General features: G+C 68.7%; 26 protein-coding genes. 12 read left to right on the top strand and 14 right to left on the bottom strand.

Annotated elements, in window-relative coordinates; genetic code table 11:
- Positions 1-7: 7 nt before the first annotated feature.
- The 7 genes from ACFWPX_RS04560 to ACFWPX_RS04530 form a co-directional block, all read right to left on the bottom strand.
- Positions 8-415 carry a DUF779 domain-containing protein gene (locus ACFWPX_RS04560; RefSeq protein ID WP_378914290.1) on the bottom strand — a complete coding sequence of 136 codons (408 nt, stop codon included), beginning with the start codon at positions 413-415 and terminating at the stop codon, positions 8-10.
- Complete coding sequence (locus ACFWPX_RS04555; protein WP_378926022.1) at positions 415-1,932, bottom strand: aldehyde dehydrogenase family protein; 1,518 nt, start codon at positions 1,930-1,932, stop codon at positions 415-417. The genes ACFWPX_RS04560 and ACFWPX_RS04555 overlap by 1 nt, the downstream gene beginning before the upstream one ends.
- A gap of 88 nt (positions 1,933-2,020) precedes the next feature.
- A complete protein-coding gene (locus ACFWPX_RS04550) occupies positions 2,021-3,283 on the bottom strand; it encodes a transcriptional regulator (protein WP_378926020.1) in 1,263 nt (420 codons plus the stop codon).
- A 152-nt stretch (positions 3,284-3,435) separates the two neighbouring features.
- Positions 3,436-3,756: a hypothetical protein gene (locus ACFWPX_RS04545; protein ID WP_378926018.1), complete on the bottom strand. Its 321-nt coding sequence runs from the start codon at positions 3,754-3,756 to the stop codon at positions 3,436-3,438.
- A gap of 63 nt (positions 3,757-3,819) precedes the next feature.
- Positions 3,820-4,968, bottom strand: a complete 1,149-nt coding sequence (locus tag ACFWPX_RS04540; protein ID WP_378926015.1) for an alkaline phosphatase family protein — start codon at positions 4,966-4,968, stop codon at positions 3,820-3,822.
- Positions 4,965-5,285, bottom strand: coding sequence for a nuclear transport factor 2 family protein (locus ACFWPX_RS04535; protein ID WP_301900910.1), 321 nt, complete (start codon positions 5,283-5,285; stop codon positions 4,965-4,967). Before ACFWPX_RS04535 ends, ACFWPX_RS04540 begins: the two co-directional genes overlap by 4 nt.
- A gap of 96 nt (positions 5,286-5,381) precedes the next feature.
- Positions 5,382-6,008 (bottom strand): TetR/AcrR family transcriptional regulator, encoded by a 627-nt coding sequence (locus tag ACFWPX_RS04530; protein ID WP_378914284.1) that lies wholly within the window; start codon positions 6,006-6,008, stop codon positions 5,382-5,384.
- Between the two features lie 121 nt (positions 6,009-6,129).
- On the opposite strand from ACFWPX_RS04530, the gene ACFWPX_RS04525 reads away from it, so the two are divergent.
- Together ACFWPX_RS04525 and ACFWPX_RS04520 are read left to right on the top strand one after the other, a co-directional pair.
- The gene (locus ACFWPX_RS04525) at positions 6,130-7,197 is read left to right on the top strand and encodes an NAD-dependent epimerase/dehydratase family protein (RefSeq protein ID WP_378926011.1); all 1,068 of its coding nucleotides are present in this window, start codon (positions 6,130-6,132) and stop codon (positions 7,195-7,197) included.
- A gap of 16 nt (positions 7,198-7,213) precedes the next feature.
- Positions 7,214-7,456, top strand: coding sequence for a hypothetical protein (locus ACFWPX_RS04520; RefSeq protein ID WP_378926009.1), 243 nt, complete (start codon positions 7,214-7,216; stop codon positions 7,454-7,456).
- Between the two features lie 2 nt (positions 7,457-7,458).
- Here the strand turns inward: ACFWPX_RS04520 and ACFWPX_RS04515 are convergent, their stop codons facing one another.
- The 6 genes from ACFWPX_RS04515 to ACFWPX_RS04490 form a co-directional block, all read right to left on the bottom strand.
- Entirely contained in the window at positions 7,459-8,988 is a 1,530-nt protein-coding gene (locus ACFWPX_RS04515; RefSeq protein WP_378926007.1) for a polyamine aminopropyltransferase, read from the bottom strand.
- Positions 8,988-9,413, bottom strand: a complete 426-nt coding sequence (locus ACFWPX_RS04510; RefSeq protein WP_378914280.1) for a DUF350 domain-containing protein — start codon at positions 9,411-9,413, stop codon at positions 8,988-8,990. Before ACFWPX_RS04510 ends, ACFWPX_RS04515 begins: the two co-directional genes overlap by 1 nt.
- Positions 9,414-9,460: 47 nt before the next feature.
- Positions 9,461-9,868, bottom strand: coding sequence for a DUF4247 domain-containing protein (locus tag ACFWPX_RS04505; protein ID WP_378926005.1), 408 nt, complete (start codon positions 9,866-9,868; stop codon positions 9,461-9,463).
- A gap of 268 nt (positions 9,869-10,136) precedes the next feature.
- On the bottom strand, positions 10,137-10,718 hold the full coding sequence (locus tag ACFWPX_RS04500; protein ID WP_378914278.1) for a class I SAM-dependent methyltransferase: 582 nt from the start codon (positions 10,716-10,718) through the stop codon (positions 10,137-10,139).
- Between the two features lie 67 nt (positions 10,719-10,785).
- Positions 10,786-11,397, bottom strand: a complete 612-nt coding sequence (locus tag ACFWPX_RS04495) for an HAD family hydrolase (protein ID WP_378926002.1) — start codon at positions 11,395-11,397, stop codon at positions 10,786-10,788.
- A 322-nt stretch (positions 11,398-11,719) separates the two neighbouring features.
- Positions 11,720-12,874: an LLM class flavin-dependent oxidoreductase gene (locus tag ACFWPX_RS04490; RefSeq protein ID WP_378926000.1), complete on the bottom strand. Its 1,155-nt coding sequence runs from the start codon at positions 12,872-12,874 to the stop codon at positions 11,720-11,722.
- Positions 12,875-13,082: 208 nt separating this feature from the next.
- Here ACFWPX_RS04490 and ACFWPX_RS04485 point away from each other — a divergent pair, with 208 nt between their 5' ends.
- The 10 genes from ACFWPX_RS04485 (at position 13,083) to ACFWPX_RS04440 (ending at position 24,810) form a co-directional block, all read left to right on the top strand.
- Positions 13,083-14,582 (top strand): flavin-containing monooxygenase, encoded by a 1,500-nt coding sequence (locus ACFWPX_RS04485; protein WP_378914275.1) that lies wholly within the window; start codon positions 13,083-13,085, stop codon positions 14,580-14,582.
- Between the two features lie 150 nt (positions 14,583-14,732).
- A complete protein-coding gene (locus tag ACFWPX_RS04480; protein WP_378925997.1) occupies positions 14,733-16,004 on the top strand; it encodes a hypothetical protein in 1,272 nt (423 codons plus the stop codon).
- Complete coding sequence (locus ACFWPX_RS04475; RefSeq protein WP_378926147.1) at positions 15,995-16,966, top strand: glutamate ABC transporter substrate-binding protein; 972 nt, start codon at positions 15,995-15,997, stop codon at positions 16,964-16,966. The genes ACFWPX_RS04480 and ACFWPX_RS04475 overlap by 10 nt, the downstream gene beginning before the upstream one ends.
- On the top strand, positions 16,963-18,135 hold the full coding sequence (locus tag ACFWPX_RS04470) for a hypothetical protein (RefSeq protein WP_378925995.1): 1,173 nt from the start codon (positions 16,963-16,965) through the stop codon (positions 18,133-18,135). The genes ACFWPX_RS04475 and ACFWPX_RS04470 overlap by 4 nt, the downstream gene beginning before the upstream one ends.
- Entirely contained in the window at positions 18,132-20,570 is a 2,439-nt protein-coding gene (locus ACFWPX_RS04465; protein WP_378925993.1) for a tetratricopeptide repeat protein, read from the top strand. Before ACFWPX_RS04470 ends, ACFWPX_RS04465 begins: the two co-directional genes overlap by 4 nt.
- Complete coding sequence (locus ACFWPX_RS04460) at positions 20,570-21,577, top strand: PP2C family protein-serine/threonine phosphatase (protein WP_378926145.1); 1,008 nt, start codon at positions 20,570-20,572, stop codon at positions 21,575-21,577. Before ACFWPX_RS04465 ends, ACFWPX_RS04460 begins: the two co-directional genes overlap by 1 nt.
- Complete coding sequence (locus ACFWPX_RS04455) at positions 21,574-22,863, top strand: VWA domain-containing protein (protein WP_378914270.1); 1,290 nt, start codon at positions 21,574-21,576, stop codon at positions 22,861-22,863. The genes ACFWPX_RS04460 and ACFWPX_RS04455 overlap by 4 nt, the downstream gene beginning before the upstream one ends.
- Position 22,864: 1 nt before the next feature.
- Positions 22,865-23,623 carry an FHA domain-containing protein gene (locus tag ACFWPX_RS04450; protein WP_378925990.1) on the top strand — a complete coding sequence of 253 codons (759 nt, stop codon included), beginning with the start codon at positions 22,865-22,867 and terminating at the stop codon, positions 23,621-23,623.
- Positions 23,624-23,656: 33 nt separating this feature from the next.
- Positions 23,657-24,511, top strand: coding sequence for an SDR family oxidoreductase (locus tag ACFWPX_RS04445; RefSeq protein ID WP_378914268.1), 855 nt, complete (start codon positions 23,657-23,659; stop codon positions 24,509-24,511).
- A gap of 59 nt (positions 24,512-24,570) precedes the next feature.
- Positions 24,571-24,810 (top strand): hypothetical protein, encoded by a 240-nt coding sequence (locus tag ACFWPX_RS04440; RefSeq protein ID WP_378925987.1) that lies wholly within the window; start codon positions 24,571-24,573, stop codon positions 24,808-24,810.
- Positions 24,811-24,825: 15 nt separating this feature from the next.
- Here ACFWPX_RS04440 and ACFWPX_RS04435 read toward each other — a convergent pair whose 3' ends face one another.
- The gene (locus ACFWPX_RS04435; RefSeq protein ID WP_378925985.1) at positions 24,826-25,770 is read right to left on the bottom strand and encodes a threonine/serine dehydratase; all 945 of its coding nucleotides are present in this window, start codon (positions 25,768-25,770) and stop codon (positions 24,826-24,828) included.
- Positions 25,771-25,966: the final 196 nt, after the last annotated feature.

Genomic DNA, 25,966 nt, shown 5'->3' with positions numbered 1-25,966 from the left:
GGCGCCGCTACAGCGTGCGGTCGGCGCCCGTTCGTGGTGGCGGCGCGGCCGCCAGTGCCGCGTTCTCCGCCTCGGTCAGCAGCCTGGCGCGCAACACGAAGCGCATGCCCTGGCCGGCCTCCAGCGAGTCCGCGGCGGCCTCACCGCGCGCCACATCGACGGTGAGGTGCGTATCTTTCCAGCATTCGAATTGTTTGGCGCTGATCCAGAATTCGGTGTGCCAGCTGAGTCGCCCGAGCAGGATATCGGCCTTCTCGATCGGGAACTGCTTGGCCGACAGGCACACCGGTGCGCTGTCGTCGTCGCAGCAATCGCCCGCCTGGCGGAACAGGACGGGGCCGTTGTCCTCGATGAGCCGGCGGAGCAGGGTCTGGGCGCGCTCGGTGATCTCCACACGGTGGATTCGATTCTGCATCAGAACATCCCGAGTTTCGTTGTCGAATAGCTGACCAGCAGATTCTTGGTCTGCTGGTAGTGCCCGAGCATCATCGCGTGGTTCTCCCGGCCGAATCCCGACTTCTTGTAGCCGCCGAACGCGGCGTGGGCGGGGTAGGCGTGATAGCAGTTGGTCCAGACCCGGCCCGCTTTGATACCGCGGCCGAGTCGATGGGCGTTGTTCAGATCGCGGGTCCACACGCCCGCACCGAGACCGTAGAGAGTGTCGTTGGCGATGCGGATCGCTTCGTCGACGGTATCGAAGCGGGTCACCGCGACGACCGGGCCGAAGATCTCCTCCTGGAAGATCCGCATCGTGTTGTCACCCTCGAAGACGGTGGGTTCGATGTAGTACCCACCCGGCAGGCCGTCGACCTTGCGTGCTTCCCCTCCAGTGAGCACGCGGGCGCCTTCGGCCCTGCCGATGTCGAAATAGGACAGAATCTTCTCGTACTGGTCGTTGCCGGCCTGCGCGCCGATCATCGTCTCGGTGTCGAGTGGATGACCGGACACGATGGCCTCGGTGCGGGCGATGGCTCGGGCGAGGAATTCGTCGTAGATCGACGAGTGGATCAGCGCCCGTGACGGACACGTGCACACCTCGCCCTGGTTCAGGGCGAACATGACGAACCCCTCGACGCACTTGTCGAGGTAGTCGTCGTCGGCGGCCAGCACATCGGGCAGGAAGATGTTGGGGCTCTTGCCGCCGAGTTCGAGGGTCACCGGGATGATGTTCTCGCTGGCATACTGCATGATCAGCCGCCCGGTGGTGGTCTCACCGGTGAAGGCGATCTTGGCCACCCGCGGGCTCTGCGCCAGTGGCTTGCCCGCCTCGGCGCCGAAACCGTTGACCACGTTGAGAACTCCGTCGGGCAGCAGATCCGCGATGAGTTCGACGACGAGCAGCAGTGAGGCCGGTGTCTGTTCGGCCGGTTTGATCACCACGCAGTTGCCCGCCGCCAGCGCGGGCGCGAGTTTCCAGGCGGCCATCAGGATCGGGAAGTTCCACGGAATGATCTGCCCGACCACCCCGAGCGGTTCGTGGAAGTGATAGGCGACGGTATCGGCGTCGATCTGGGACAGCGAGCCTTCCTGGGCGCGAAGCACACCCGCGAAGTAGCGGAAGTGATCGATGGCGAGGGGGAGGTCGGCCGCCAGGGTTTCGCGGACCGGTTTGCCGTTGTCCCAGGTCTCGGCCACCGCCAATGGTTCGAGACTGTTCTCGATCCGGTCGGCGATCTTGAGCAGGATGTCGGACCGCTCGGTGACCGAGGTCGCGGCCCAGCGCTCGGTGGCGCGGTGCGCGGCTTCGAGCGCCATATCGATATCGGCGGCGGTGGAACGGGCCACCGCGCAGAATGTCTCACCGTCGACCGGTGAGGTGTTGTCGAAATAGCGGCCTTCGACAGGGGGAGACCAGTCACCTCCGATGAAGTTGTCGTATCGGGCGGCATAGCTGACTATGCCGGTATCCGATCCGGGTTTGCCGTAGATCATGCGCCTCGCTCCTCGCGACCTCTCCCGTGGTGATCCACACTATTGTCGGAGAAGGTTGGTACGAGGTTGGTGACGGCGTTTGCGCAGGTCAGGACTGGCGTGCGGTGAACAGTCTGGCTGTAACGACGGCGCGTCGGACATCGTCGCGAGGCAGTAGCCGCAGGGCGTGCTCGTGCACGGCGACATCGCCGGGGCACCGCTGCCCGAACGCGACCGCGTGTTCGGGGCGGTCGCTGCCGAGCACCGCGTTGCGGATGCCGACGTCGAGATGGGCGCGCCACTGTTCCACGCCGGGCAGATCCGAACCGGGCAGCAGCGGACCGCGATACAGCCACAGCGCCGAGGTGAGGTCACCGCCCTCGATGGCGGCCAGCAGGTCCACCGCGTCGCAGGACACCTCGCAGGTGAGCATGTAGCGCCGGTTCGTGATCTCGCCGCGAGTGGCGCGGCGCAGGTGCGACACATCGGCTTTGAGCGTGTTCAGCGACACCGACCGCTCGCCGTAGACCGCGGCGTGCAGCTGTTCGGGGGTGTACCCGTCGGGCTCGAGCGCCAGCAGGGCCAGGATCTCGAGTTGGCGTGGCGGCAGCGGCACCGGTCGTCCGTCGCGCAAAAGCCTTGCCGCGCCGAGGCATTCGAGCCGCACACCCGGCGCGGGCGTGGGCGCTTCGGCGCGCAGCATCGTCTCCACGGCGGTGACCAGCGCGCGCACCGAGGTCATCACCATCGGATGCGAGCGTTCCCAGGTCGAGGACAGGTCGAGCACACCGACCGTTCGGCCGTCGGGGCCGTGGATGGGTGCGGAGTAGCAGACCCAGCCGTGTAGCGCGGCGACGAGATGCTCGGCGGAGAACACGGTGACGGCCTTGTCGTCGTGCAGGGCCAGGGACAACCCGTTGGTGCCCATATGGCTTTCGTCCCACACCCCGCCCGGCGCGAAGTTCACCGCTTCCCCTTGGCGGCGCAGCGCGCGATCACCCGCGGTCCACAAGATGGTGCCCGATTCGTCACTGACGACAGCGAGATAGCCCGATTCCTCGGCCATTCCGCGCAGCTGGCCCGCGAGTTCGGTGACGGGCCTGCGCAGCGGGGATTCCGACCAGCGGTCGCTGATGTCGTTGAATCCGGGAGCGACTTCGGTGGCGGGGTCGACAGTGTGCAGGGAGCGCTGCCAGGATTTGGCGACATCGTTGCGCACGGCGCCGGTGTCGCGGGGCAGCGTCAACGGGCGCGAGGGTGCCGCCAGGCGGTTCCACTGCTTCTCGAGCTCGACTCGGTAGTCCGAGAGCTGTTCCGGCCGGTGCGGTGCGGCGATCGGGTGGTGTTGGGGCCTTCCTGCGTCCTCGCCCACGTTCACTCCCTGCTCGTCGGTGACGCACCGTTTCCGCGACGAGAACCGGTGTGGCGCTTACTGTCTACCAGCTGTGCCACCACCATGGGAACGTTTGTGCCGAGGACGATCAGGTCACCGGTCGCCGACCTGTCGCGTCGCCTTGACGGCGGCTACTTGTTCAGGAAGATCCCGGCGATATCGGCGTTCTTGATCGGGGTGTCGACATTGCGCTGGGTCGCGCACAACAGGTCGACCTGCACGATCATCGAGTCGACCACGGTGCCGGCCGGTTCGTTGTCGTTGCCGGTCTGCTGCTTGATCGCCTTGGTGATGGTGATCCGCTTGGTGTCGGCGTCCTGGTTGACATAGTCGCGGCAGCTCGTCTCGCCACCCTGGTTGAGCACTCGCTCGACCTCGGTACAGCCGGTGGCCAGTGCCGCCAGCACCGCGACGCCCACCGCGACGGCGCCGGTACGGGTGTTGGCGTGCATGATTCCTCCTGGAATGGTTCGCTGCGCGCACCTGCGCGTCGGTGATAGCTTAGGCGGTGGTGCTCACGCGCGGTGGATCCGCAGGGGAACCCGCAGTTCAGCGGGGGTGAGCGACCCGTGATGGCCGACCATCAGCGATTGCAGCGGTTCGGCGCCGGAGCGCACCACACCGCCGTCGCCACCCGCGATCACGACGAGATCGCCGATGCGTGCGGCGGCCTCGCGGGCGAGGGTCGGGCCGAACCAGCCCGCGTCGATCGCCTCTTCGCGGGTGCGGATCAGGAACCCGCTCCCGAGCACGCCTCGCCAGGTGTCGGCGACCGCAGCGCCCTCGTCGGTGTAGACGTGGCGGGCGCGTGGCTCACCGCCCAGTGCCAGGACGTTCTCGGACAGGTGCGGGTGGGTGTCGAAGTCGATGCGCTCGGCGAGTTCGACCATGCCGTGATCGGCGGTGACGATGAGCGCCGAGCGAGCGGGCAGACGCGCCGCGATCTCGGCGGCGATCCGGTCGACATTGGCGAGCTCGAACCGCCACGCCCTGCTGGCGGGCCCGCGAGCGTGGCCGGTGGTGTCGAGTTCTGAATGATAGGTGTAGACAAGGGTTTTCGGTGCGGAGGTGAGGGCCGTCAGCACGCCGTCGACGAGATCGCCGACCGAATAGGCGGTGCGGAATCCGCCGCCGCGCCACCCGGCCAGGGTCAGGCCGGAGCCGTCCTGGTAGCTCGGCGCCACTTGCACGGCGGCGATGCCCGCGTCGGTGGCGCGCTCGAAGATGGTGCGGTGCGGCTGAATCCGGTCGGGCGGGAAGGCGGTGAGCGCGTCCACTGTGGGGCCCGCGCCGGTGAGTTGCCACCGGAGCGAATTGAAGAGGCGTTCTTCGCCGGGCAGCCGCATGGTGTAGCCGACGATGCCGTGCTGGCCCGACGGCAGTCCGGTGCCGAGGGTGGTCAGGCTCGTCGCCGTGGTGCTCGGGAAGCCGGCATCGAGGGCTGCGTCGGGCAGGCTCGTCAGGAACGGCGCGGCAGCGGATTCGGCGGCAAGGGCTTGCGCGCCGAGTCCGTCGACGAGCAGCACGCAGACCCGGTCGACATCGAGATCGAGGCCGAGCCGGTCGGTGTCGCCGGGTACGCCGAGGCAGGTCAGTACCGACGGGAGCAGATCGGAGAGTGCGGCTGTGCCGTAACGCGGTGCCAGTAGGAGATCGTCGCTCACGCCTGCCCTGTTTCGAATCGGCTGATCAGTCCGTCGCGCAGGACGAACTGCCAGGTGGTTCGCATCGAACCCCACCGGCTGTTGGTGTAGTCGGCGGTGAGTGCGAGGCCGTCGTCGGAGTCGACCGTGTCCACGACGAGATGCCCGTTGCTGCTGAAGATCTCGGCCTCTGTCCATTGTGCGAGATTGCGTTCGACACCATCATCGGACATTGTCGCGTCCTCGGTGAGCACACCGTAGAACTGGTCGGTGTCCTGCGCGTTGAGCGCGTCGACGAACGCCTCGACCACGGGATCGAGTTTCGCGGTGCCAGACATCGGGCCTCCTGCTCGAAACGGCTACGCAACGACAAACACGGTGGTACCCACTGTAGGTGAGTGCGCACGCCGGGTCGGCGGAATATCGGCGGCGCGTCAGGCGGTGGACGAACCCGGCGTGATCAGCGTGGTGAATGTGCGCATGATCGTGTCGACGAGCTCGGGCGCGTGGGTGCCCATTTGCTCGCTGCGCTTTTCGAGATGCCCGTCGAGCCACAGCGACGCCAGCCCGTGGGCCAGCCCCCACCAGGCGACGGCGAGGGTTTCGGCGCGGTCGGCGGGCAGGGCGCCGACGGCGACGCATTCGGCGACCGTGTCGGCCAGGACGTTGAAGGCGGCGTCACCGGCGACGTGGGCGTCGGGGTGTTTTTCCGGCTGGGACAGCTCGGGCCGGAACATGAGCCGGAACTGGGCGGGGTGATCACGGGAGAACCGCACGTAGGCATCGCCGAGTTCGGTGAGTGCTGCCAGCGGATCTGCCGCGGCCGCCCGCGCGGTGACCAGGTAGGCGGCCAGCTGCTGGAAGCCGTCGATCGACAGTGCCGAGAGCAGCGCGGCGCGGTCGGCGAAATGGTGATAGGGCGCGCCACTGCTGACCCCGGCCTCTCTGGCGACGCGGCGCAGGCTCACCGCGGCCAGGCCCTCGCTCTCGATCAGGCGCAGGCAGGCGGCCATCAGCGTGGCGCGCAGATCGCCGTGGTGGTAACTGGTGCGCTTCACCATCAAGAGCGTAGGCGAGATCCCGGGCGGAATTGGCACTGGACAGGAAATCTATGCGGTGTTTAGATTAATTGAGCATCGCTTAGATGCGTGCTCCACCGAATCGACGGAATGGATGACCACCATGACCACTCGGGTACTCGTCACCGGCGCGACAGGTTTCGTCGCCAGCCACTGCATCGCCGAACTCCTCGAGCACGGCTACGCCGTCCGCGCCACCGTGCGCGATCTCGCCGCGCACACCAGACGCGCCCACCTCACCGAACTCGCCCGCCGCACCGGTGGTGATCTGGAATTCGTCGCGGCCTCCCTCGACGACGACGCGGGCTGGGCCGCCGCGGTCGCGGGTTGCGACACCGTGCTGCACGTCGCATCTCCGTTCCCCGCCACCCCACCCGACGACGAGCGAGACCTCATCGAACCCGCGGTCCAGGGCACTCTGCGCGTGCTGCGCGCCGCCGCGGCCGCCGGTGTCCGCCGCGTCGTACTCACGTCCTCGGTCGCCGCCGTCGCCTACGGCCATGACGTGGACGCGGTGCGGACCGAGGACGACTGGTCGGTGGTCGACCGCATCCCCGCCTATCAGAAGAGCAAGACCCTTGCCGAACGGGCGGCCTGGGAGTTCGTCGAATCCCTGCCCGCCACCACCGCTCTCGAACTGGTGGTGGTCAACCCCGGCATGATCCTCGGCCCGCTGCTCGAAGCCAGGACCAGCACCTCCCACGAACCGATCCGCCGCCTGCTGGCCCGCGACGTCCCTGGTTCGGTGAACACCGGCTGGACCCCCGTCGACGTGCGCGACCTCGCAGTCGCACATCGGCTGGCGATGGAAGTTCCCGAGGCGGCGGGCAATCGATACATCTGCGCGACCGACTCGCTGTGGATGGGGGAGCTGGCCCGCCTGCTCGCCCGCGACTACGCCGCCGAGGGCTTCCGTGTCCCCACCCGGGTCCTGCCGAACTGGGTGATTCGCCTCGTCGCGGTCTTCGACAAAGGTGTCCGCTTGACCGTGCCGGTGCTCGGCCGCACCGAACACGTCACCGCCGACAAGGCCAGGCGCGAACTGGGCTGGACCATGCGCCCGATCGAGGACACCATCCGCGACACCGCCGACAGCTTGATCGCCTTCGGCATCGTCACCGCCCCCGACCGGCCCGCGAAGTCATCGCGTACCGCCGTCGGAACACGTTGAGCGGGAAGGGCACACGATGTTGATCACCGCACTCTTCCTCACTCTCCTCGGCGTCGTCCGCCGGAAACTGCGCGGACGGGCGGGCGATGAGGTCACCGGGCGTTCGGCATTCGGGATCCAGCTCGAGCGGGTCGGCGACGTAGTGCGGCGCGGCGCGACCCGGCTGGTTCGCGAACCGGTCCCGGCGCTGTCGGCTGCCGTCGCCGTCCTCGGACTCGCCGTCGGCGGCACGCACCTCGCCTGTTCGGGTCTGGTCTGAGGTCAACGCCATTCTTGGCGTTGCAGATCCAGAATCACCGGGTGCATCAAGGTCGAGACCTCGGGGTCGACCGGGCGCCGATCCGGTGGGAAGACGGTGGCCGCGGTGAGGGTGGCCTCGTCCAGGGAGCGCAGGGGGCCGGGGCTGCGCAGGGTCGGGGTCGGGGCCGCGGAGGCCGAGGCCAGCACGAAGCCCCAGTCACCGAAGCTCGGGACGTCGACGTGGTACGGCGTGGTGTGCAGACCCGCGGAACGCAGGGTGGCGTCGATGGTCCAGAAGGAACGCGGGGCGAAAAAAGGTGAGCCCGATTGGACGACCATGCGCGCGCCGGGCGCCAGCACGTTGGCGGTCATCGCGTAGAACTCCTGCGAGTACAGCTTGGCCACCGAGGTCTGGTCGGGGTCGGGCAGGTCGACGATCACCGCGTCGAAAAGACCTGGGGCGCTGCGTAACCAGCTGAACGCGTCGGCGTTGACCACCTCGACCCGCGGGTCGTCGAACGCATAGTGGTTGAGGCCGGTCAGGCGGTCGTCGGTGCGGGCGAGGTCGATCATCGCCGGATCGAGTTCGACCAGTGTCACCTGCGCGATATCGGGATAGCGCAGGATCTCGCGCAGCGCGAGGCCGTCGCCGCCACCGAGTACCAGCACCGAACGGTGCGGGCCGGACAGCACCGGGTGCACCAGCGCCTCGTGGTAGCGGTACTCGTCGACCGAGGAGAACTGGAGTCCGCCGTTGAGATAGAGCCGGGTGTCGGTGGTGGCGAACGGGGAGAACGATTCGGTGAGCACGATCTGCTGATAGGGCGTGCGCGTCTGCCACACGATCGGGTGGGCGAACAGGGCCTGCTGCGCGGTCGCCTCGAAACGATCGGCGTAGAGGTAGCTGCCGGTGAGGCAGCAGGCGACCGCGACGGTTGCGGCGATCAGGGTGTGGCGGACGCCGCGCGTCATCTTGTCGCGAAAGAAGAAGAACGCCAGCGCGAGTCCGGCGACGGCATTCACGACCCCGACCACCAGGCTGCCGCGGATCTGACCGAACACCGGCAGCAGCAGGAACGGAAACGCCAATCCGCCCAGTAGCGCACCCACATAGTCGGCCGCGAACAGATCGGCGACCGCGCCACTGGCCTCTTGCTTGCGGATGTCCTGCAGCAACTCCATCAGCAACGGAATCTCCGCACCCACGAGCATGCCGATCACCGCCGCCGCCAGCACCAGCGTGCCCGTATAGATATTGAGCCACGCGTAACTGGCGTACAGGGCAGCGACCGACAGCCCGCCGACCACGGCCAAGGCCAACTCCACCGCCACGAAAGCGGCAGCGGCACGGGACCGCAACGGTTTGGCCACCAGCGCGCCGACACCCATCGAACACACCATCACGCTCAAGGTGATCGACGCCTGGGCGGCGGTGTCACCGATCAGATAGCTCCCGAGGGTGACCAGCGACAGCTCGTACACCAAACCGCATGCCGCGCACACGAACACGGTCGCCAGCAGCGCCGCCCTGGCCAGGCGGTGCCGGGGCATCAGGTCAGGCCCGCGGCCACCACCAGCGCGACCGCGACATGCGCCGACGCCGTAACCCACACCGCCGGGTGCGGTTCCGCGTCGGCGACGACGGCCCGGAAGTCACCGGGGGTGAGCGCGTCGAGCAGGACGAACGCCACCGCCATCGCGGCCAGTCCGATCACCCCGTAGATCGCGCTCGACAGCAGGGCCTCGGCGATCTTGCCCTCAGAGGTCCAGATGGCAACGGCCACGATGATCCCGACCCCGAACAGGTTCGAGGCGAGCAGGATCGCGGCATTGCGGTTGCGTTCGATCCAGATCTGGGCGCGCAGGTCGCCGGGAGTGAGCAGGTCGACGACGCCGAAACCGACGGCCATCAACACGATTCCCACCGCGGAATAGGCGAGCGCGGCGCCCGCGTCCGCCGCCAGGTCGGCGAGCATGAGTGTCCTCCTGTGCTGTGCGGGCGAGATGAAAACGCCCGAGTGAATTACTTGCCGCCGCTGTCGCTGCCGCCGCCGCGATAGTCGCCCGCCGCCGAACCGCTGGTCCAGCCGTAGCCGCTGATATGCCCGTGGTGGCGGCGGTTTCCGTTGGAATAGCTGTCGACGAGCACCAGCGAGCCGCCGGCGTGCGGGGACACCGCGATGAAATACCGGGGAGGGAACCGCAGGTAGTGGTTGTCGCCGGTATTGCGGCGGTCCCTGGGGTCGGTCTTCTTCGCGATCGCCGCGGCGACGACCGCCGGTGCGCCTGCCGTGAGATAGGCGACACCGTCGTTCGCCTGATCGAACTGTTTCGCCCGCTGGTAATTCTCGGACACGAACTCCGACGGATCCTCGTCGGCGAGCACCCACGAAACCACGACACCGGTGACCAGAACCAAGAGCAATGCCATTACGGCCGCCCCGACACCGATCGCCCATTTCACCCGTGTCGTCACCGCGACCCCCCGGACCCGGTGCGCCACACAACTATCGGCACTGCGTTGATGACTGACCCTCCCCATCGAAAAACCTGCCGGACTGTATCACCCGGACGGGTCGACACACCGCATCGATTCGGACAATACGGATCTACGGAGGTCGCCACGCCACGCGGATCGGCGGACAGCGTCGAACCGCTTCGAAACGGCCGCGCGGCAGTGGCCGCGGTGACGGCCTCGCTCAGCGTGGTCGCTGCCACCGCAAGGTGTAGCGCCACATCAGGCGGCGGCGGATCTCGGCGCCGGGGAGGTGTTCGGCGGCGGCGGAGCGGATTTCGGCGAGGGTTTCCCGTGGATCGGCCAGCGTGACATCGGGGCCGCCGAGCGATCGGTGTCGCCAGCGATCGAGGCCCCAGATCGCGGGCAGGAGGGGGAGATAGTGGAAGTCGCTGACCGGGTGCATCTTCCAGAGACCGACCACCGCGAGGGTGCCGCCGGGGGCGACGAGGTGGCGCAGGGCGGTGATGCCGTCCCGCACGGGGACGTGGTGCAGGGTGGCGACGGCGGTGACCACGTCGAAGGTTTGATCGAGGTCGCGGAAGTCGGCGTGTTCGAGGTGGACGTTGGGTGCGGCGGGAGCGTTGGCGATGACCCGGTCATCGATGTCGACCCCGAGCACCGCGTCGCACCTGGTCGCTAATTTGCGGGCGAGTAATCCGTCACCGCAGCCGATATCCAACGCCGTGCGGGCAGTGTCGGGCACCTGATCGAGTACCCAGGGGTGGTAGTGCGTGTTGTGGTTCCAGTAGGGGTCGGTCGGCATGACCCGTCAACGTGCCGGGTCTCGGATGGGTTCCGGAACTGGGTTGCGTCACAAGCTGTTTCGTGGACTATCGTACCGATGCGTGATCGGCCAACCACTCGGCGAACTGGGTGAGGTCGTCGAGGACCACGTCCGCGCCTGCGTCCCACAGTCCGTCGGCGTCGTAGGGCCCGGTCGTGACGCCGACGGCCACTACACCGGCGGCCTTGGCGCCGCGCATGTCACCCGCGTGATCGCCGACGAAGACATGGGCCGATTCCTCGCGCAACACATCGGCCTTTCCGGTCGACCACAGGTCGCCGGCGAGGCGATCGATCTGCCAGCCGAGGTGATCGACGTGCAGTCGCGCGTGCGGCTCGAATTTTCCGGTGACGACCAGCGTCCGCCCACCGCCGGCGCGCACGGCGGCCAGGGCGTCGTCGGCTCCGGGTAGCGCGGCGATGTGGTCGATGACGTCCGGGTACAGCTCGCGGTAGCGCGTGACCAGATGGGGGATCAGGTCGTCGGGTGCGCCCGCGTCGCCCAGCAGCGTGGCCAGCGGCGGTCCTAGGTGCTCGGCGAAGTGCGAGCCGTCCATGGCGAGATCGAACTCGCGCGCGAGGGTGTCGATCGCCAGGGCGACACCCGGACGTGAATCGATGAGAGTCATGTCCAGGTCGAAGCCGACGGTGAGGGTCACGCCGCCGAGCCTATCGCCGACCGCCTCCGACCCTGTCGATGGCGGCCCGAACCTGCCCCTAACTGCAGTGATTCACGTGGAACCGCGGCTGCACACGATGCCGAAAACGGTTGGGGGAGTGCGGTGCAGCGAAGCACGGTGTGCGTCATCGCATTTCGGTCCTACCGGTCGGTATTCGGAGAAGTGGCAGGTCACGACCATATCGAAAGATGTTGGACTACCGCGATACCCGACAAACGGCAGGGAGCGCAACGGTGCAGCGACTGCCATACGGCACTTCGACCTCGCGAGGGGGCGCGACCCCAGACCGCGCCCCGCGGATTCAGCTACTGGCAGCGGCAGTGAAGGGCGCGATCGTGGGCACCGCCACCGGCCGCGATGGATGGGTCCACACACCCTTGCGCTCCAGAATCGGCAGCACACCCTCGCCGAACCAGTACGCCTCCTCCAGGTGCGGATACCCGGACAGGATGAAGCTGTCGATCCCGATCGCGGCGTATTCGAGGAGGCGATCGGCCACCTCGGCGTGCGACCCGACCAGCGCCGTACCCGCACCGCCACGCACCAGGCCAACGCCCGCCCACAGATTCGGGGCGATCTCGAGCCCGTCGGTCCGCCCGTTGTGTAGTCGCGCCATCCGGCGCTGCCCCTCGGAGTCGCTCTTGGCCAGGTTCGCCTGCACCCGTTCGATCTCGCCCGGTGAGATGCCGTCGAGGAGCCGGTCGGCCTCGGCCCACGCCTCGGCGGCGGTATCGCGGCTGATCACGTGGATGCGCAGGCCGAAGTCGACGGTGCGGCCCTCGATCGCGGCCAGTCCGCGGATCCAGTCCAGCTTCTTCGCGACGGCGTCCACCGGTTCGCCCCAGGTGAGGTAGGTGTCGGCGTAGCGGGCGGCGATGGGTCCGGCCGGACCCGACGAGCCGCCGAAGAACACCGGCGGAATCGGGTCGGGACGGGTGCTGAGGATCGCGTCCTGCACCCGCAGGTGCTCACCGGTGAAGCTGAACGGTTCGGTCCGCGACCACAGCTCTCGCACGATGTGCAGGAATTCACCGGTGCGGGCGTAGCGCTGGGTCTTGTCCAGGAAGTCGCCGTAGGCCTCCTGCTCGCGTTGTTCGCCGCCGGTGACGACATTGAGCAGCAGGCGCCCGGCGGAATGGCGCTGGAAGGTCGCCGCCATCTGTGCGGCCAGGGTGGGGCTGGTCAGGCCGGGGCGCAGCGCGACCAGGAACTTCAGCGTCTCGCTGGTCTGTACCAGCATGGCGGTGGTCAGCCAGGCGTCCTCGCACCAGGCGCCGGTCGGGGTGAGCACGCCCTCGAAGCCGTTGTCCTCGGCGGCGGCGGTGAGCTGATTGAGATAGCGCAGCGTGGCAGGTCGATCACCGGACATGAAGCTGCCGTGTCCGCCCGCCATCAGGCCGCGAGAGTCGCCGTAGGTGGGAAGGAACCAGTGGAACGACAGTCCGCGCTCGGTCATGTCCGCCTTTTTCGTTGCAGTGATGGGGCCCATCGATGCTGACCGGTGCGCCCGCCCTCGTCACGGATTCCGATCACCGTGCGCGCAACCCACGACGCGCTACGGCGCCACCACACCGAACTAGACGTAACTATGCGAAACACGTAACCTTGAGGCAGGCTCGGGCGACGGTGCTCGGGTCGGCGACCCTATGAAACGAGCTTCCTCAATGACGCGGCATGTCGACGTACTGATCATCGGCGCTGGCCTGTCCGGAATCGGCACGGCCTGTCACCTCACTCGCGAGCAGACCGGACGCACCTACGCGATCCTCGAGCGCCGCGAGAACATCGGTGGCACCTGGGACCTGTTCAAGTACCCCGGCATCCGCTCCGACTCGGACATGCTGACCTTCGGTTTCGGATTCCGCCCCTGGATCGGCACCAAGGTGCTCGCCGACGGCGCCAGCATCCGTGACTACGTCGAGGACACTGCCAAGGAATACGGCGTCACCGACCACATCACCTTCGGCCGCAAGGTCGTCACCGCCGACTTCGACCGTGCCACCGCCGAATGGACCGTGCAGGCCGTGGTCGAGGCGACCGGCGAGATCGAGACCTGGACCGCCAACTTCGTCGTCGGCGCCAGCGGCTACTACAACTACGACAAGGGCTACCAGCCCGAGTTCCCCGGTCAGGACGACTTCAAGGGTCAGATCGTGCACCCGCAGCACTGGCCGGAGGATCTGGACTACGCGGGCAAGAAGGTCGTCGTCATCGGTTCCGGTGCCACCGCGATCACGCTGATCCCGTCGATGGCCGACACTGCAGCGCATGTCACCATGCTGCAGCGTTCGCCCACCTGGATTCAGGCACTGCCGTCGGACGACCCGGTCGCGATCGGTTTCAAGAAGTCGCGCGTGCCCGATGCCGTCGCCTACAAGATCGGCCGCGCTCGCAATATCGCGCTGCAGCGCGCCAGCTTCCAGCTCTCGCGCACGAACCCGGAGCTGGCGAAGAAGCTGATGCTGGCCCAGGTGCGCCTGCAGCTCGGCAAGAAGGTGAACCTGCGCCACTTCACCCCCAGCTACAACCCGTGGGATCAGCGGCTGTGCGTGGTGCCCAACGGTGATCTGTTCAAGGTGCTCAAGAGCGGCAAGGCCGACATCGTCACCGACCGCATCGCGAAGTTCACCGAGAAGGGCATCCTGACCGAGTCGGGTCAGGTGCTCGAGGCCGACATCATCGTCACCGCCACCGGTCTGAACGTGCAGATGCTCGGCGGTATCACGCTGAGCATCGATGGCACTCCGGTGAAGTTCAACGAGACGGTGGCCTACAAGAGCGTCCTGTATTCCGATATCCCGAACTTCCTGATGATCATCGGCTACACCAACGCGTCCTGGACCTTGAAGGCCGACCTCGCGGCCGCCTACCTGTGCCGCGTGCTCAACATCATGCGCGACCGTGGCTACACCACCTTCGAGGTGCACGCCAACCCCGACGACATCGCCGACGAGTCGCTCATGGGTGGCGCCCTCACCTCCGGCTACATCCAGCGCGGCAATGACGCCATGCCCCGCCAGGGCGCGCGTGGCGCCTGGAAGCTGGTCAACAACTACTACCGGGACCGCACGCTGATGCACAAGGCCCCGATCGAGGACGGCGTGCTGCGGTTCAGCAAGACCGGCACCACCGTCAAGCCCGGCGAGAAGGTCGCCGGCGCGTAGACACCGCACCCGATAAGGCCCGTCACATCGAACTGTGGCGGGCCTTCTCGCTGCCTGCGATCGACCGATCTTCTTCACCCGGGCGAACTTTCAGCTGCTCCCGTACTATCGCGATCGAAGACACCGCCCGGGGAGATGAAGGAGGACGGTGTGGGATCTCGCCTACCGGCGACCATCCGTGACGCGGGGACGTGGCTGCGGCGATTCGCCGCGACGACACCAGGTGTGATCGGGGTGGTCCTCGTCGTGACGACGGTGGCCTGCCTGGTCGCCGGATCGACTGCGGGCCAACAGCTCGACGCCAAGATCGTGCGCACCGAACAGGTGCTGGATCGGACCGAGCCGCTGGCCTTCGCCGCGCAGAGTCTGTATGTGTCGCTCTCGGCGGCCGACGCGGGGGCGGCGACGGCCTTCCTGTCCGGTGGTATCGAATCACCGCAGGTACGAGACACTTACGAGCAGGCGCTCGCCGAAGCCGCCGCCGCGCTCGCGGAGGCGACCGCCGGTGCCACCGACGCGCAGACCAGGGCGATCGTTGCCCGGATCGCCGCCGACCTGCCGACCTACACGGGTTTGGTCGAGACCGCCCGCGCCAATAACCGTCAGGGCTTCCCGGTGGGGTCGGCGTATCTGCGCCAGGCCTCGGATCTGATGCAGACCTCGCTGCTGCCCAACGCCGAACAACTCAGCCAGGCCCGCTTCGCCGCCGTGCGTGAGGACCAGCAGCGCATCGGCACGCTGCCGTGGACGAGCATCGTGCTCCTGCTGCTCGTCCTGGCGGTGTGCGCGGTCGGGTCGATCATGTTGCTGCGCCGGACCAACCGCCTGGTGAACACCGGTATGGCCATGGCGGGGCTGGCCGCCGTGGTGGCCCTGCTGTGGACCGCGGGCGCCACGTGGACGGCAGCGCAACTGCTCGACAGCGGCAGTTCCGGTGCCGGTGCGCGCGTGGAGAACCTGGCAGGGGCCCGCATCCTGGCCCAGCAGGCCCGCACCGACGAAACCCTGGCCCTGATCACCCGCGGCGACATCACCGCCACGGAGAAGGCCTTCCAAACCCACAGCGACGACCTGCGCGGGCGTCTCACCGCGGCCGGCGGCGGTGACTCCGATGCCGAACGCGCGCTGACGAACTGGAGCGCGGGCCACAACGCCCAGCGCACCGCCTACGAGAAGGCCGACTATCCCGGCGCGGTCACCCAGGCGATCGGCACCGGCCCCGACAGCTCGGCTACCAGCTTCGCCCGCCTCGACCAGGAACTGCGCGACGACCTCGCCCAGGCCCGTGACGACCTGCGCGACGGCGTCGCCGCCGCCGGAACATCGTTGACCCTGAGCCCCTTCGGCACCCTCATCCTGCTGCTGGCCGCGGCAGGCGCGGTGATCTCCGGCCTCTGGCCACGACTGAAAGAATTCCTGTGAGGCGTCCCCTGCTGGTCGCGCTCGCCGCGGCCCTCGCGCTGGTCGCGGGTTGCGCCGACGCACCCGAACCGTCGAGCATCGCCGCCACCGCGGTGGCCCCACCTTTGCCCGGTGCCGAAGCGATCACCTCGGCACCGGCCGCCGAAGGCACCGGAACCTGCGATACCGAAGCGACGCTGGCGCCGACGACCCAGCCGCGACCGGGTGCGATGCCGATGGGATCGGCGATGGCCGCGATCGTCGCCAACGGCAGGCTACGGGTGGGCGTCGATCAGAACACCTACATGTTCGGGTTCCGCAATCCCTCGACCGGCAGGCTCGAAGGGTTCGATATCGACCTCGCCAGGGAGATCGCGCGCGACCTGTTCGGTGACCCGGACAAGATCGAACTGCGTTCCGTCACCGCGGCCGACCGGATCCCGCTGCTGCAGGAGAAGAAGGTCGACATGATCGTGCGTACCTTCTCGGCGACCTGCGAACGCCGCCGTGAGGTCGACTTCTCCAGCGTGTATTACCGTGCGGCGCAACGCATCGCGGCTCCCCACGGCGCGGGAATCAGAAACGGGGCCGGGCTCGCGGGCAAGCGGGTGTGCGTGGCGAAGGGCACCACCGCGGCCGCACCGCTGTTCACCTTGCCGACGCCACCGACCGTGCTCGGCGTGACCAACTGGACCGACTGCCTGGTCGCCCTGCAGCAGGGCACCGTCGACGCGATCAGCGGTGACGAGCCGATCCTGGCGGGTCTGGTCGCCCAGGACCACAATCTCGAGATCGTGGGCGATCCGATCGGCGCGGGCGCGTACGCGGTCGGTGTGCCGCGCGGCAGTGACGAGCTGGTGCGTTTCGTGAACGGTGTGCTCGACCGCACCCGCAACGACGGCACCTGGCAGCGGATCTACTCCCAGCACCTGTCGACCCTCGGCGCCTCGCAAGGCCCGCCGGTGCCCAGGTACGTCGGATGACCTGGCCGATGCTCGGCGTGCTCGAGATCGATCGTGAACTGGCCGGGCGCACGGCGGAATTGGCGAAAGTGACCACGACGCTGCTGGAACTGGACCGCCACCCCGGCCTGGCACTGGTGCGCCGCTACCCGCCGACAGGGGAGACCGCACGCCGCTGGGCGCCGGTGGAGAAGGCACTGGGCGAACTCTGGGAGGACCTGGGGCGGGTGCGCGCCATCCTCGCCGAAGCCGAGACAACGCGTGGCGGGCGCGGCAAGGTCGACGACCGCTCACGCGGGCGGCTCACGGAGCTGCTGCGTGGCCGCCCGCACGAGGTGGCGAGGATCCCGATTCCGTTGGCGCAGCGTGGACTCACCGGTCCCAGCGAGACCGTCGTCACGGTCGGTATCGCCGATTGCCTGGACCGGATGCGCGCCGCGTTCGCCTTCGTCGCCCCGTTCGCCGACGAGGTCGCGGCGGTCGACGGGCGGGTACTCGGCGCGCTCGCCCCGCTGCAACAGCGCGTCGAACAAGCCCGCGGCGCACTCGACGCGGCCACCGAACCACTGGCCACCCTCTTGCGTCGCGCGGGCACCGATCCGCTCGGCTTCGGACCCGGCGAGATCGACACCGCGCTCGCCTCACTCACCGCGCTGATCGACACCGAATCCGCCCGCCACAGTGAACATCTCGCCGTTGCCGCCGACCTCCCGGCCGCCGTCGCCGCCCTGCGCGCGCGGTTGGCCGATCTCGGCGAACTCCAGCATCGCGCCGACGACACCGCCACCCAGGCCGCGCACAAGGTGGCGACCGGCGAGCTGCCCGACGGCGGCGAACCGGCCACCAGGCTGCGCGCCGAACTCGACACCCTCGGCGATACGCCCGACCGCCCGACGGTGGAACACCTCCTCGCGCTGCGCGTGCGCACCGGCGGCGCCACCGAAAGGGCCACGCAGCGAGACGAATTGGCGCGTGGACTGCTCGACCGGCGCGCCGAACTGCGCGGCAGGCTCACGGCCTACCGCGCCAAGGCCTCTCGGCTCGGCGTGAGCGAGGACCGTGATGTGCTCGCCGCCGACCGGATCGCGGCCGGTCTACTCACCCGCACACCGTGTGATCTGGCCGCGGTCACCCGGGCGGTCGCGGATTATCGTTCGATCATCGGGGAGAAAGCGGGGCGGACAGCATGACATGTAGTGAACCGGGGTGCGGCGGCACGATCGAGGACGGCTACTGCGCACTGTGCGGTACCGCGCCCGTCGCGACCGCACCACCGGTACCGCAGGCCCGTCCCGCGGGCAACGGCCGGTCGGGGCGCACCACAGCGCAACCGCGCAGCGGGAACGGTCAGGCGCCACCGCCGCCCGTGCCGGTGCCCGGCGCCTGTGCTGAGCCCGAGTGCGGCGGCACGATCGTCGACGGCTACTGCGACACCTGCGGGACCGCTCCGGCCACTGTGACGGGCCCGATGCACAGCCCGTCCGCTTCGACGGTCAGCGCGAGCGGCCGCACCTCGAGTCGTTCGGTCCGGACCCGTTCGGGCTCGGCACGTTCGGCCGCGCGCGGCAGGCTCGGCGCCGGACTCGTCGAAGTTCCGCCGGTCCCGCGGGTCGACCCGGCCACGGCCGTGCTCGTCGACCCCCAGGTGCCCGAATCCGACCGCTTCTGCGGCAAGTGCGACAAGCCCGTCGGCCGTGGCCAGGCCGGTGTTCCCGGTCGCACCTCCGGGTTCTGCCCACACTGTGGCACCCGCTACTCGTTTGTACCCCGGTTGCGCGCAGGCGATCTCGTCGGCGGCCAGTACGAGGTGGCGGGCGCTCTCGCGCACGGCGGTCTCGGCTGGATCTATCTGGCCACCGATCGCGCCGTCAACAAGCGCTGGGTGGTCCTCAAGGGCCTCATCGACACCGGCGACGCCGACGCGCTGGCCGCCGCGCTGGCCGAGCGCCGCTTCCTGGCCGAGGTCGACCACCCCAACATCGTCAAGATCCACAACTTCACCGAACACGCCGACGCCGACGGCGAGCCCGTCGGCTACATCGTCATGGCCTACGTCGGCGGCACCTCGCTCAAGCAGATCCTGCGCGCCCACCGCGCCGAAACCCAGCGCTATCTGCCGCCCGCGCAGGCGATCGCCTACGTGCTGGAGATGTTGCCCGCCCTCGGCTATCTGCACGCTCGTGGCTGGGCCTACTGCGATTTCAAGCCCGACAATGTGATGCAGACCGAGGAACGTCTCGAGCTGATCGACCTCGGTGCCGTCATCGCGATGGACGACCGCACCAGCCCCATCTACGGCACCCTCGGCTACCAGGCGCCCGAGATCGCCGAGACCGGGCCGACGGTCGCCACCGAGATCTACACCGCGGGCCGCACACTGGCCGTGTTGATGATGCGAGTGCCCTCCGTCGACGGCAAACTCGGCCCGATCCCCGGCCCCGACACCGAACCACTACTGGCCGAACACGATTCGCTGCACCGATTCCTGCAGCGGTCCACCGACCCCGACCCACTGGCTCGTTTCGCCTCGATGAGCGAAATGGCCGACCAGCTCACCGGTGTCCTGCGCGAAGTGCTGGCGACCGGCGACGGCATCCCACGCCCCGGCATGTCGAGCCAGTTCGGGCCCGCCCGCGCTGTTTTCGGCATCGACAGCGTCACACCCGAACCCGCCGCCCTCATCACCGGCCTGCCCGCCCCCCTGGTCGACCCCGGCGACAGCGGCGCCGCCCTGCTCGCGACCACCGCCGCCGCGACCCCGGCCGAACTCGAGCAGGCCCTCACCGCCGGACTGCGCGCGGTGGTCACCGGATCCGGCGAGTCGGTCGAGATCCCGCTGCGACTGGTCCGCGCCGAGCTCGAAGCGGGCGACGCGGCCGCGGCACTGACCCGTCTGGCCGCCTTGGACGCCGAGCTCGAATTCGACTGGCGCCGCGTCTGGTATCGAGCCCAGGCCGCCCTGCTGACCAGTGACTATTCCGCTGCCGCAGCGGATTTCGAGTCCGTCTACGACGCGTTGCCCGGTGAACCCGCCCCGAAACTCGCCATGGCGGCCACACTGGAACTCGCCGCCGATGCCGCCCGCGCCGAGAACCCGGACACCGGGTCCTTCGAGCTCAGCCGCGCACTGGCGCTCTACGAAGTGGTCTGGCGCACCGACCACACCTTCCTGTCCGCCGCCTTCGGCGCCGCCCGGCTGCGCCGCACCAGCGGCGACCGCACGGGCGCGGTCGCGGTCCTCGACCAAGTCGACCGCACCTCCTCGATGTTCACCGAGGCCAGGGTCTCCGCCGTCGAAACCCTACTGACGCACCGTGATCCGGCCGACCTCGACGAAGCGCTGCTGCGCCGGACCGGCGAGCGTGTCGATCAACTGCGCCTGGACTCGCGCAAGCGCACCGCGCAGGTGCGCATGTTCGTCCTCGAGGCGGCACTGAACTGGATCCGGTCGGGACAGCGGCCGAGCACACCAGGCAAGCTGTTGGACGTGGAATTCACCGAACAGGGCGTGCGGACGGGATTGGAACGATGCTTGCGGACACTGGCGCGCGAGGCCGACGACATGTGGACCCGATTCGTCCTGGTGGACCAGGCGAACTCGGTGCGCCCGAGGACCACCCTGTGATGGCCCCGGGTTGTGCCGACTGCGCGGGCTCGGCACAGTCGGGACACCGCTTCTGCGAAGGCTGCGGCCGCGAACTCGGCGTGCGCAAAGTCGCACTGCCCATCCATGATCCGGTCTCGGTGCCGCAATGCTCGACCTGCGGTGAACGCCGCTACGAGGGCGGCTACTGCGTCAAATGCGGCAGCCCGAAGCCCATCCCGGACCGCTTCGAGGAAGACCTCGGCGCGGTGTATGTCCTCACCGACCGCGGAATCAGTCACTCCCGCAACGAAGACGCGGTCGCGGCCGCGGTGCGCGAGGGCGACGGCATCCGGGTGATCGTGGTCAGCGACGGCGTGTCCACCTCCCAGGATCCGCAAGCGGCCTCCGGCAATGCCGCCCGCACCGGCGTCGACGCCGCCCTGGCCGCCCTGGCCGAGGGGCGCGCCGACTCCGACGCCGCGATGGCCGGTCTGGCGGCCGCGACCGCGGCGGTGCGCGGCATGTCACGCACCCCCGAATACGCGCCGTCGTGCACCTACGTCTCCGCGATCGTGCGCGAGACGAACCTCGGCACCGACATCACCGTCGCCAATGTCGGTGACAGCAGGGCCTTCTGGCTCGCCGCGGGCGATCCCACCGCCTCGCGCCGGCTCAGCGTCGACGATTCGTGGGCCCAGGCCCTCGTCGACGCGGGCGCCCTCGACGAGACCGCCGCCATGAACGACCCGCGCGCCCACACCCTGCTGCGCTGGCTCGGCGCCGACGGTGGCGAAGCACCGTGGTCGGCGAACTGCCTGCAACGCATGCTCGCCACCGAACCGGGCACGCTGCTGCTGTGCAGCGACGGCCTGTGGAACTACCTGCCGGAGGCGGTCGCGCTCGCCGGTTTCACCGTCGAGACCTCGCCGCAGGCCGCCGCTCGCGCGCTCGCCGACTTCGCCCTGAACAGCGGGGGCAGCGACAACATCACGGTCGCACTGGCTCCGGTGCCCGTCGCCGGATCGCACGAACCAGGAGTGTCATGAGTTCCCCTGAGACAGCCGGTATCTCGATCGCCGTCGACCAGAACGAATTTCTCGCCGAAGGCGCGAGCGTGGTGGACGCGGTGCTGACGGTGACCACCGGCCCCGAACTCGCCGCCGTCGCGGCACCACCGCCGCGGCTCGAGATCCTGATCATCGACTGTTCCGGCTCGATGGGGAACAAGCGCAAGTTCGAGAACGCGCGCAACGCCACCCGCACGGCCCTGGACGAGATCCCCGACGGCACCGCTTTCGCCATCATCGAGGGCACCGAAGCGGCCCGGATGATCTACCCGACCGATAACAGCATGTCCGCGCCCGCCGACCGCGCGCACCGGGGCTCGGCCCGCCGGGCACTGGATCGGCTGCGTCCCGACGGCGGCACCGCGATGGGATCGTGGCTGGCGCTGGCCCGCCAGGTCGCCGCCGCGCACCCCGGCGCGCAAGCCCACGCGATTCTGCTCACCGACGGCAAGAACGAACACGAGACCCCGCAGGAGCTCGCGACCGAACTCGACCGTGCCGAAGGGCTTTTCGTCTGCGACTGCCGCGGTGTGGGCGATGACTGGGTCGCCGAGGAACTGCGCAAGATCGCCTCGAAACTTTCCGGTGACGCGAATATCGTCGCCGATCCGAAGGACCTGGCCGCGGACTTCGCCGCGATGATGCGCTCGTCGGCCGCCCGCGTGATCCCGGAACTGACCCTGAAGGTCTGGACCCCCGCCGGTGCGCGGGTGCGGATGGTCAAGCAGGTCTCGCCGGTGCTCGAGGATCTGACCGGGCGCCGGACCGACGCAGGCGCGCAGGTGGGGGAGTACCCGCTGTCGTCGTGGGCGGCCGAGGAACGCGAGTACCACGTGCAGATCGAACTGGAACCCGCCGCACCGGGCCGGGAGAAGCTGGCCGCGCGGTTGAGCGTGCTGGCCGGTGCCGAGATCCTCGGCCAGGGCCTCGTGCGCGCTGTCTGGACCACCGATTCGACCCTGTCGACCCGCATCAGCACCCGCGTCGCCCATTACACCGGCCAGGTCGAACTGGCCCAGGCCGTCCAGGAGGGTTTGGCGGCCCGCCGCAACGGCGACGTCACGACCGCGACCGCGAAACTGCGGCGCGCGGTGGAACTGGCCGCCGCCTCCGGGCACGAATCCACCGCCAAACTGCTACGCGGTGTGGTCGAGGTCGAGCACGACGGCACCGTGAAGCTGCGCGGACAGGTCGCCGCGGCCGACGAACTCGCCCTCGACATCCGCTCCACCAAGACCGCGCGGGTGCGGCCGGAGGGCGGCTGACATGCCGATGTGCGCGGATGGACACCAGTCGCTGTCGACCGACTACTGCGATGTGTGCGGATCGGCACTCGGCGGTGCGCCCGCGCCCGATCCGGCGGACCTGCGCCTGTGCCCCCACTGCCACGCGCCGACCAGCGGCCGCTTCTGCGAGGGATGCGGCCACGACTCGGCCCTGCCGCCACCGTCCGTCACCCCGCGAGCCGGTGACCGACCGGCATCGGCTGACCCGACGCGGGCGAGTATGCGGCCCGAGTCGGCCGACCCGTCATGGGCGAGTGCGCAACCCGACCATCAGGGTGGGTTCGACGCGACGCTGATCGCGACCGGCGCGGCCCCGGACAGTGGCCGGTCCAGGTTGTGGGTCGCCCGGATCTTCGCCGACCGCGAGTTCTACGCGCGCGTCCAAGCCCGCAAGGGGCCCGATGCCGAACGTGTCGAATTCCCGGACTTCTATCCGGAACGCCGAATCATCTTGCGTGGCAATCAGTTCCTGATCGGAAAACGATCGGCCTCGCAAGGAATCGTGCCCGAGATCGACCTCGGCATCGCCCCCGCGGATATCGGTGTCTCCCGTGCGCATGCGATGATCCAGGTCGATCGGGGCGGCGCGCTCACCATCACCGACCTCGGTTCCACCAACGGGACCAGCCTGGACGGCGCCGAAACACCGATCACTCCGCAGCAGGCGGTCGCCGTGGGCGAAGGCAGCCGGATCCACGTCGGCGGCTGGACCACCATCGCGATCACCGCGGAACCGTAGACGCAGCTGTTCACCAAACGTAGGGTCGGGACCATGACGAAGTTCGACGGGAAGACCTGCCTGATCACCGGTGCCGCCAGTGGCCTCGGCCGCGCCACGGCGTTCGCGGCCGCCGCCAAAGGGGCGTCTCTCGTCCTGACCGACATCACCGCCGACGCGCTCGCCACCACCGCCGAGGAACTGCGCGCGACCGGCGCGACGGTGCATCTCGCGCACGCCGCCGACGTCAGCGACCATTCCGCGGTCGTCGGCCTCGCCGCCCACACCTTCGAGGCCGTCGGCCACGTCGACATCGTCATGAACGTGGCGGGCATCGCCACCTGGGGCACCGTCGACAAGCTCACCCCCCAGCAGTGGCGCCGCACCGTCGACATCAACCTGATGGGCCCGATCCACGTCATCGAGGAGTTCGTGCGCCCGATGATCAGCGCGGGTCGCGGCGGTCACCTGGTGAACGTGTCCTCGGCGGCGGGCATCTTCGGCCTACCGTGGCACGCCCCCTACAGCGCCACCAAGTTCGGCCTGCGCGGCGTCTCCGAGGTGCTGCGATTCGACCTGCGCCGCCACAAGATCGGCGTCAGCCTGGTCTGCCCCGGCGCGATGGCCACTCCGATGGCCGACAGCATCGACATCGCGGGCGTCGACCGTGACAATGCCGCACTGCAGAAGGCGATCCGCCTGTTCATGCGCCACGCCGTCACCCCCGACCAGGCCGCCACGGCGGTGATCAAGGGTGTCGAGCGCAATCGCTACTGGGTGTACACCTCCCGCGACATCCAGTTCGCCCACTGGGGCCAGCGCTACTTCCCGTACGGCTACACCCTGGCCATGCGCGGCCTGAACAACGCGATGACCAACTACGCCGACAAGAACGCCCTGGTCCGCTGAACGAGATCGCTCGGGCCTAGGCAAGGACCTCGTCTGTAAGGGCCGAGGCGCTCATCTGGTTGTTCGACATCGCGGCCTGGGCCCGCACCGTCGCCCGGCTCCTCGCGCCCGGCGGGGGGTCCACATCTTCGAGGGGCACCCCGTCGAAGATCATCATGGCGCTGATCAACGCGGGGCTGCGCATCGAGAGGTTTACCGAGCATCGCGATGAGTACTTCAACTCGATGCCCCGGATCCCCGAAGAGCAGAAATCGAAGATCCCGCGCACTTTTTCGCTGCTGGCATCGCGACCGCTCTGAAGTAGCCATAACCGGCTAGACGAGGTCGCTCGGGTCGGTATTGGCCCCGCACAGGATCACGCACACTCGTTCGCCGGGCTCGGGCCGATAGGCCGGGCCCGAACCGGTGTCGAGCAGTGCCGCCAGCGCGGTGGCCGCGCCGTTCTCGACGGCGATGCGATGGGAGGCCCACAACTGCTGCCTGGCGGCGCGGATCGCCTCGTCGGGCACCAGCAGCGATCGCACACTCGGGTGCTGGGCCGCGGCCAGGGCCATCGCCGACACGTTCGGCGCGCCGAGGGAGTCGGCGGCGATCGAGTCGACGGTGACGTCCACCGGGTGTCCGGCTTCGAGCGCGGCATTGAGCGATCGGCTGCCCTCGGGTTCGACGGCCACCGTGCGAATCCCGAAATGCTGTGCGGCCACAGCTGTTCCCGTGAACAACCCGCCGCCACCGACGGCGACGAGCACCGTATCCAGATCGGGTATCCGCGCCTGGATCTCGCGCATCAGCGTGCCCGCGCCCGCCGCGATGAGCGGATGGTCGTAGGCATGGGCGGCCAGCGCACCACTGGTCTCGGCGAACTCCCGGCACGCGGCCAGCGCCTGTTTGTACTCCGGACCGATCAGTCGCACCTGCGCGCCGTAGTCACGAAGTCGACCGATTTTGACCGGAGGAGCGGTCTCGGGCAGAAACACCGTCGCGGGCACCCCCGCCTCGCGGGCCGCCCACGCGCACGCCAACCCCGCGTTGCCGCCCGAGGCGATCGTCACACCCGCCGCGGGCAACGTCCCGGCAGCGGCGTGCGCGCGCACGAAATTCTGCGCGCCACGCGCCTTGAAAGTGCCGGTGAACTGCAAGAACTCCAGCGCGAACCAGAGTGGATCCGGGCCGGGTTCCGAGGGTGCGACGGTGATCGGGCGAACCAGCCCGTCGATGCGCGCGGCGGCGGCTTCGATGTCAGCGAAAGTCGGGGTCACGCCCTCGACTATGCCATCGGATCGGCGTCGCTGAACCGCCTGTTGACCGGGCGAATTATTACGACGGGTTTACGCCGGGGGGAGTCTGGGTACATAACAGATCGGTAACAAGCTCGAAGGCGGGTAGTCGTGTCGGTCTGGGGACGCGAAACCCCCCAGTGCACCGGCACACGCCCGGCGTGTCAGCAAAGGATGT

This window comes from Nocardia sp. NPDC058518 (assembly GCF_042719655.1).
GTDB lineage: Bacteria > Actinomycetota > Actinomycetes > Mycobacteriales > Mycobacteriaceae > Nocardia.
The sequence above is the reverse complement of the archived record's forward strand: the minus strand, read 5'-3'. Positions and strand labels throughout refer to the sequence as shown.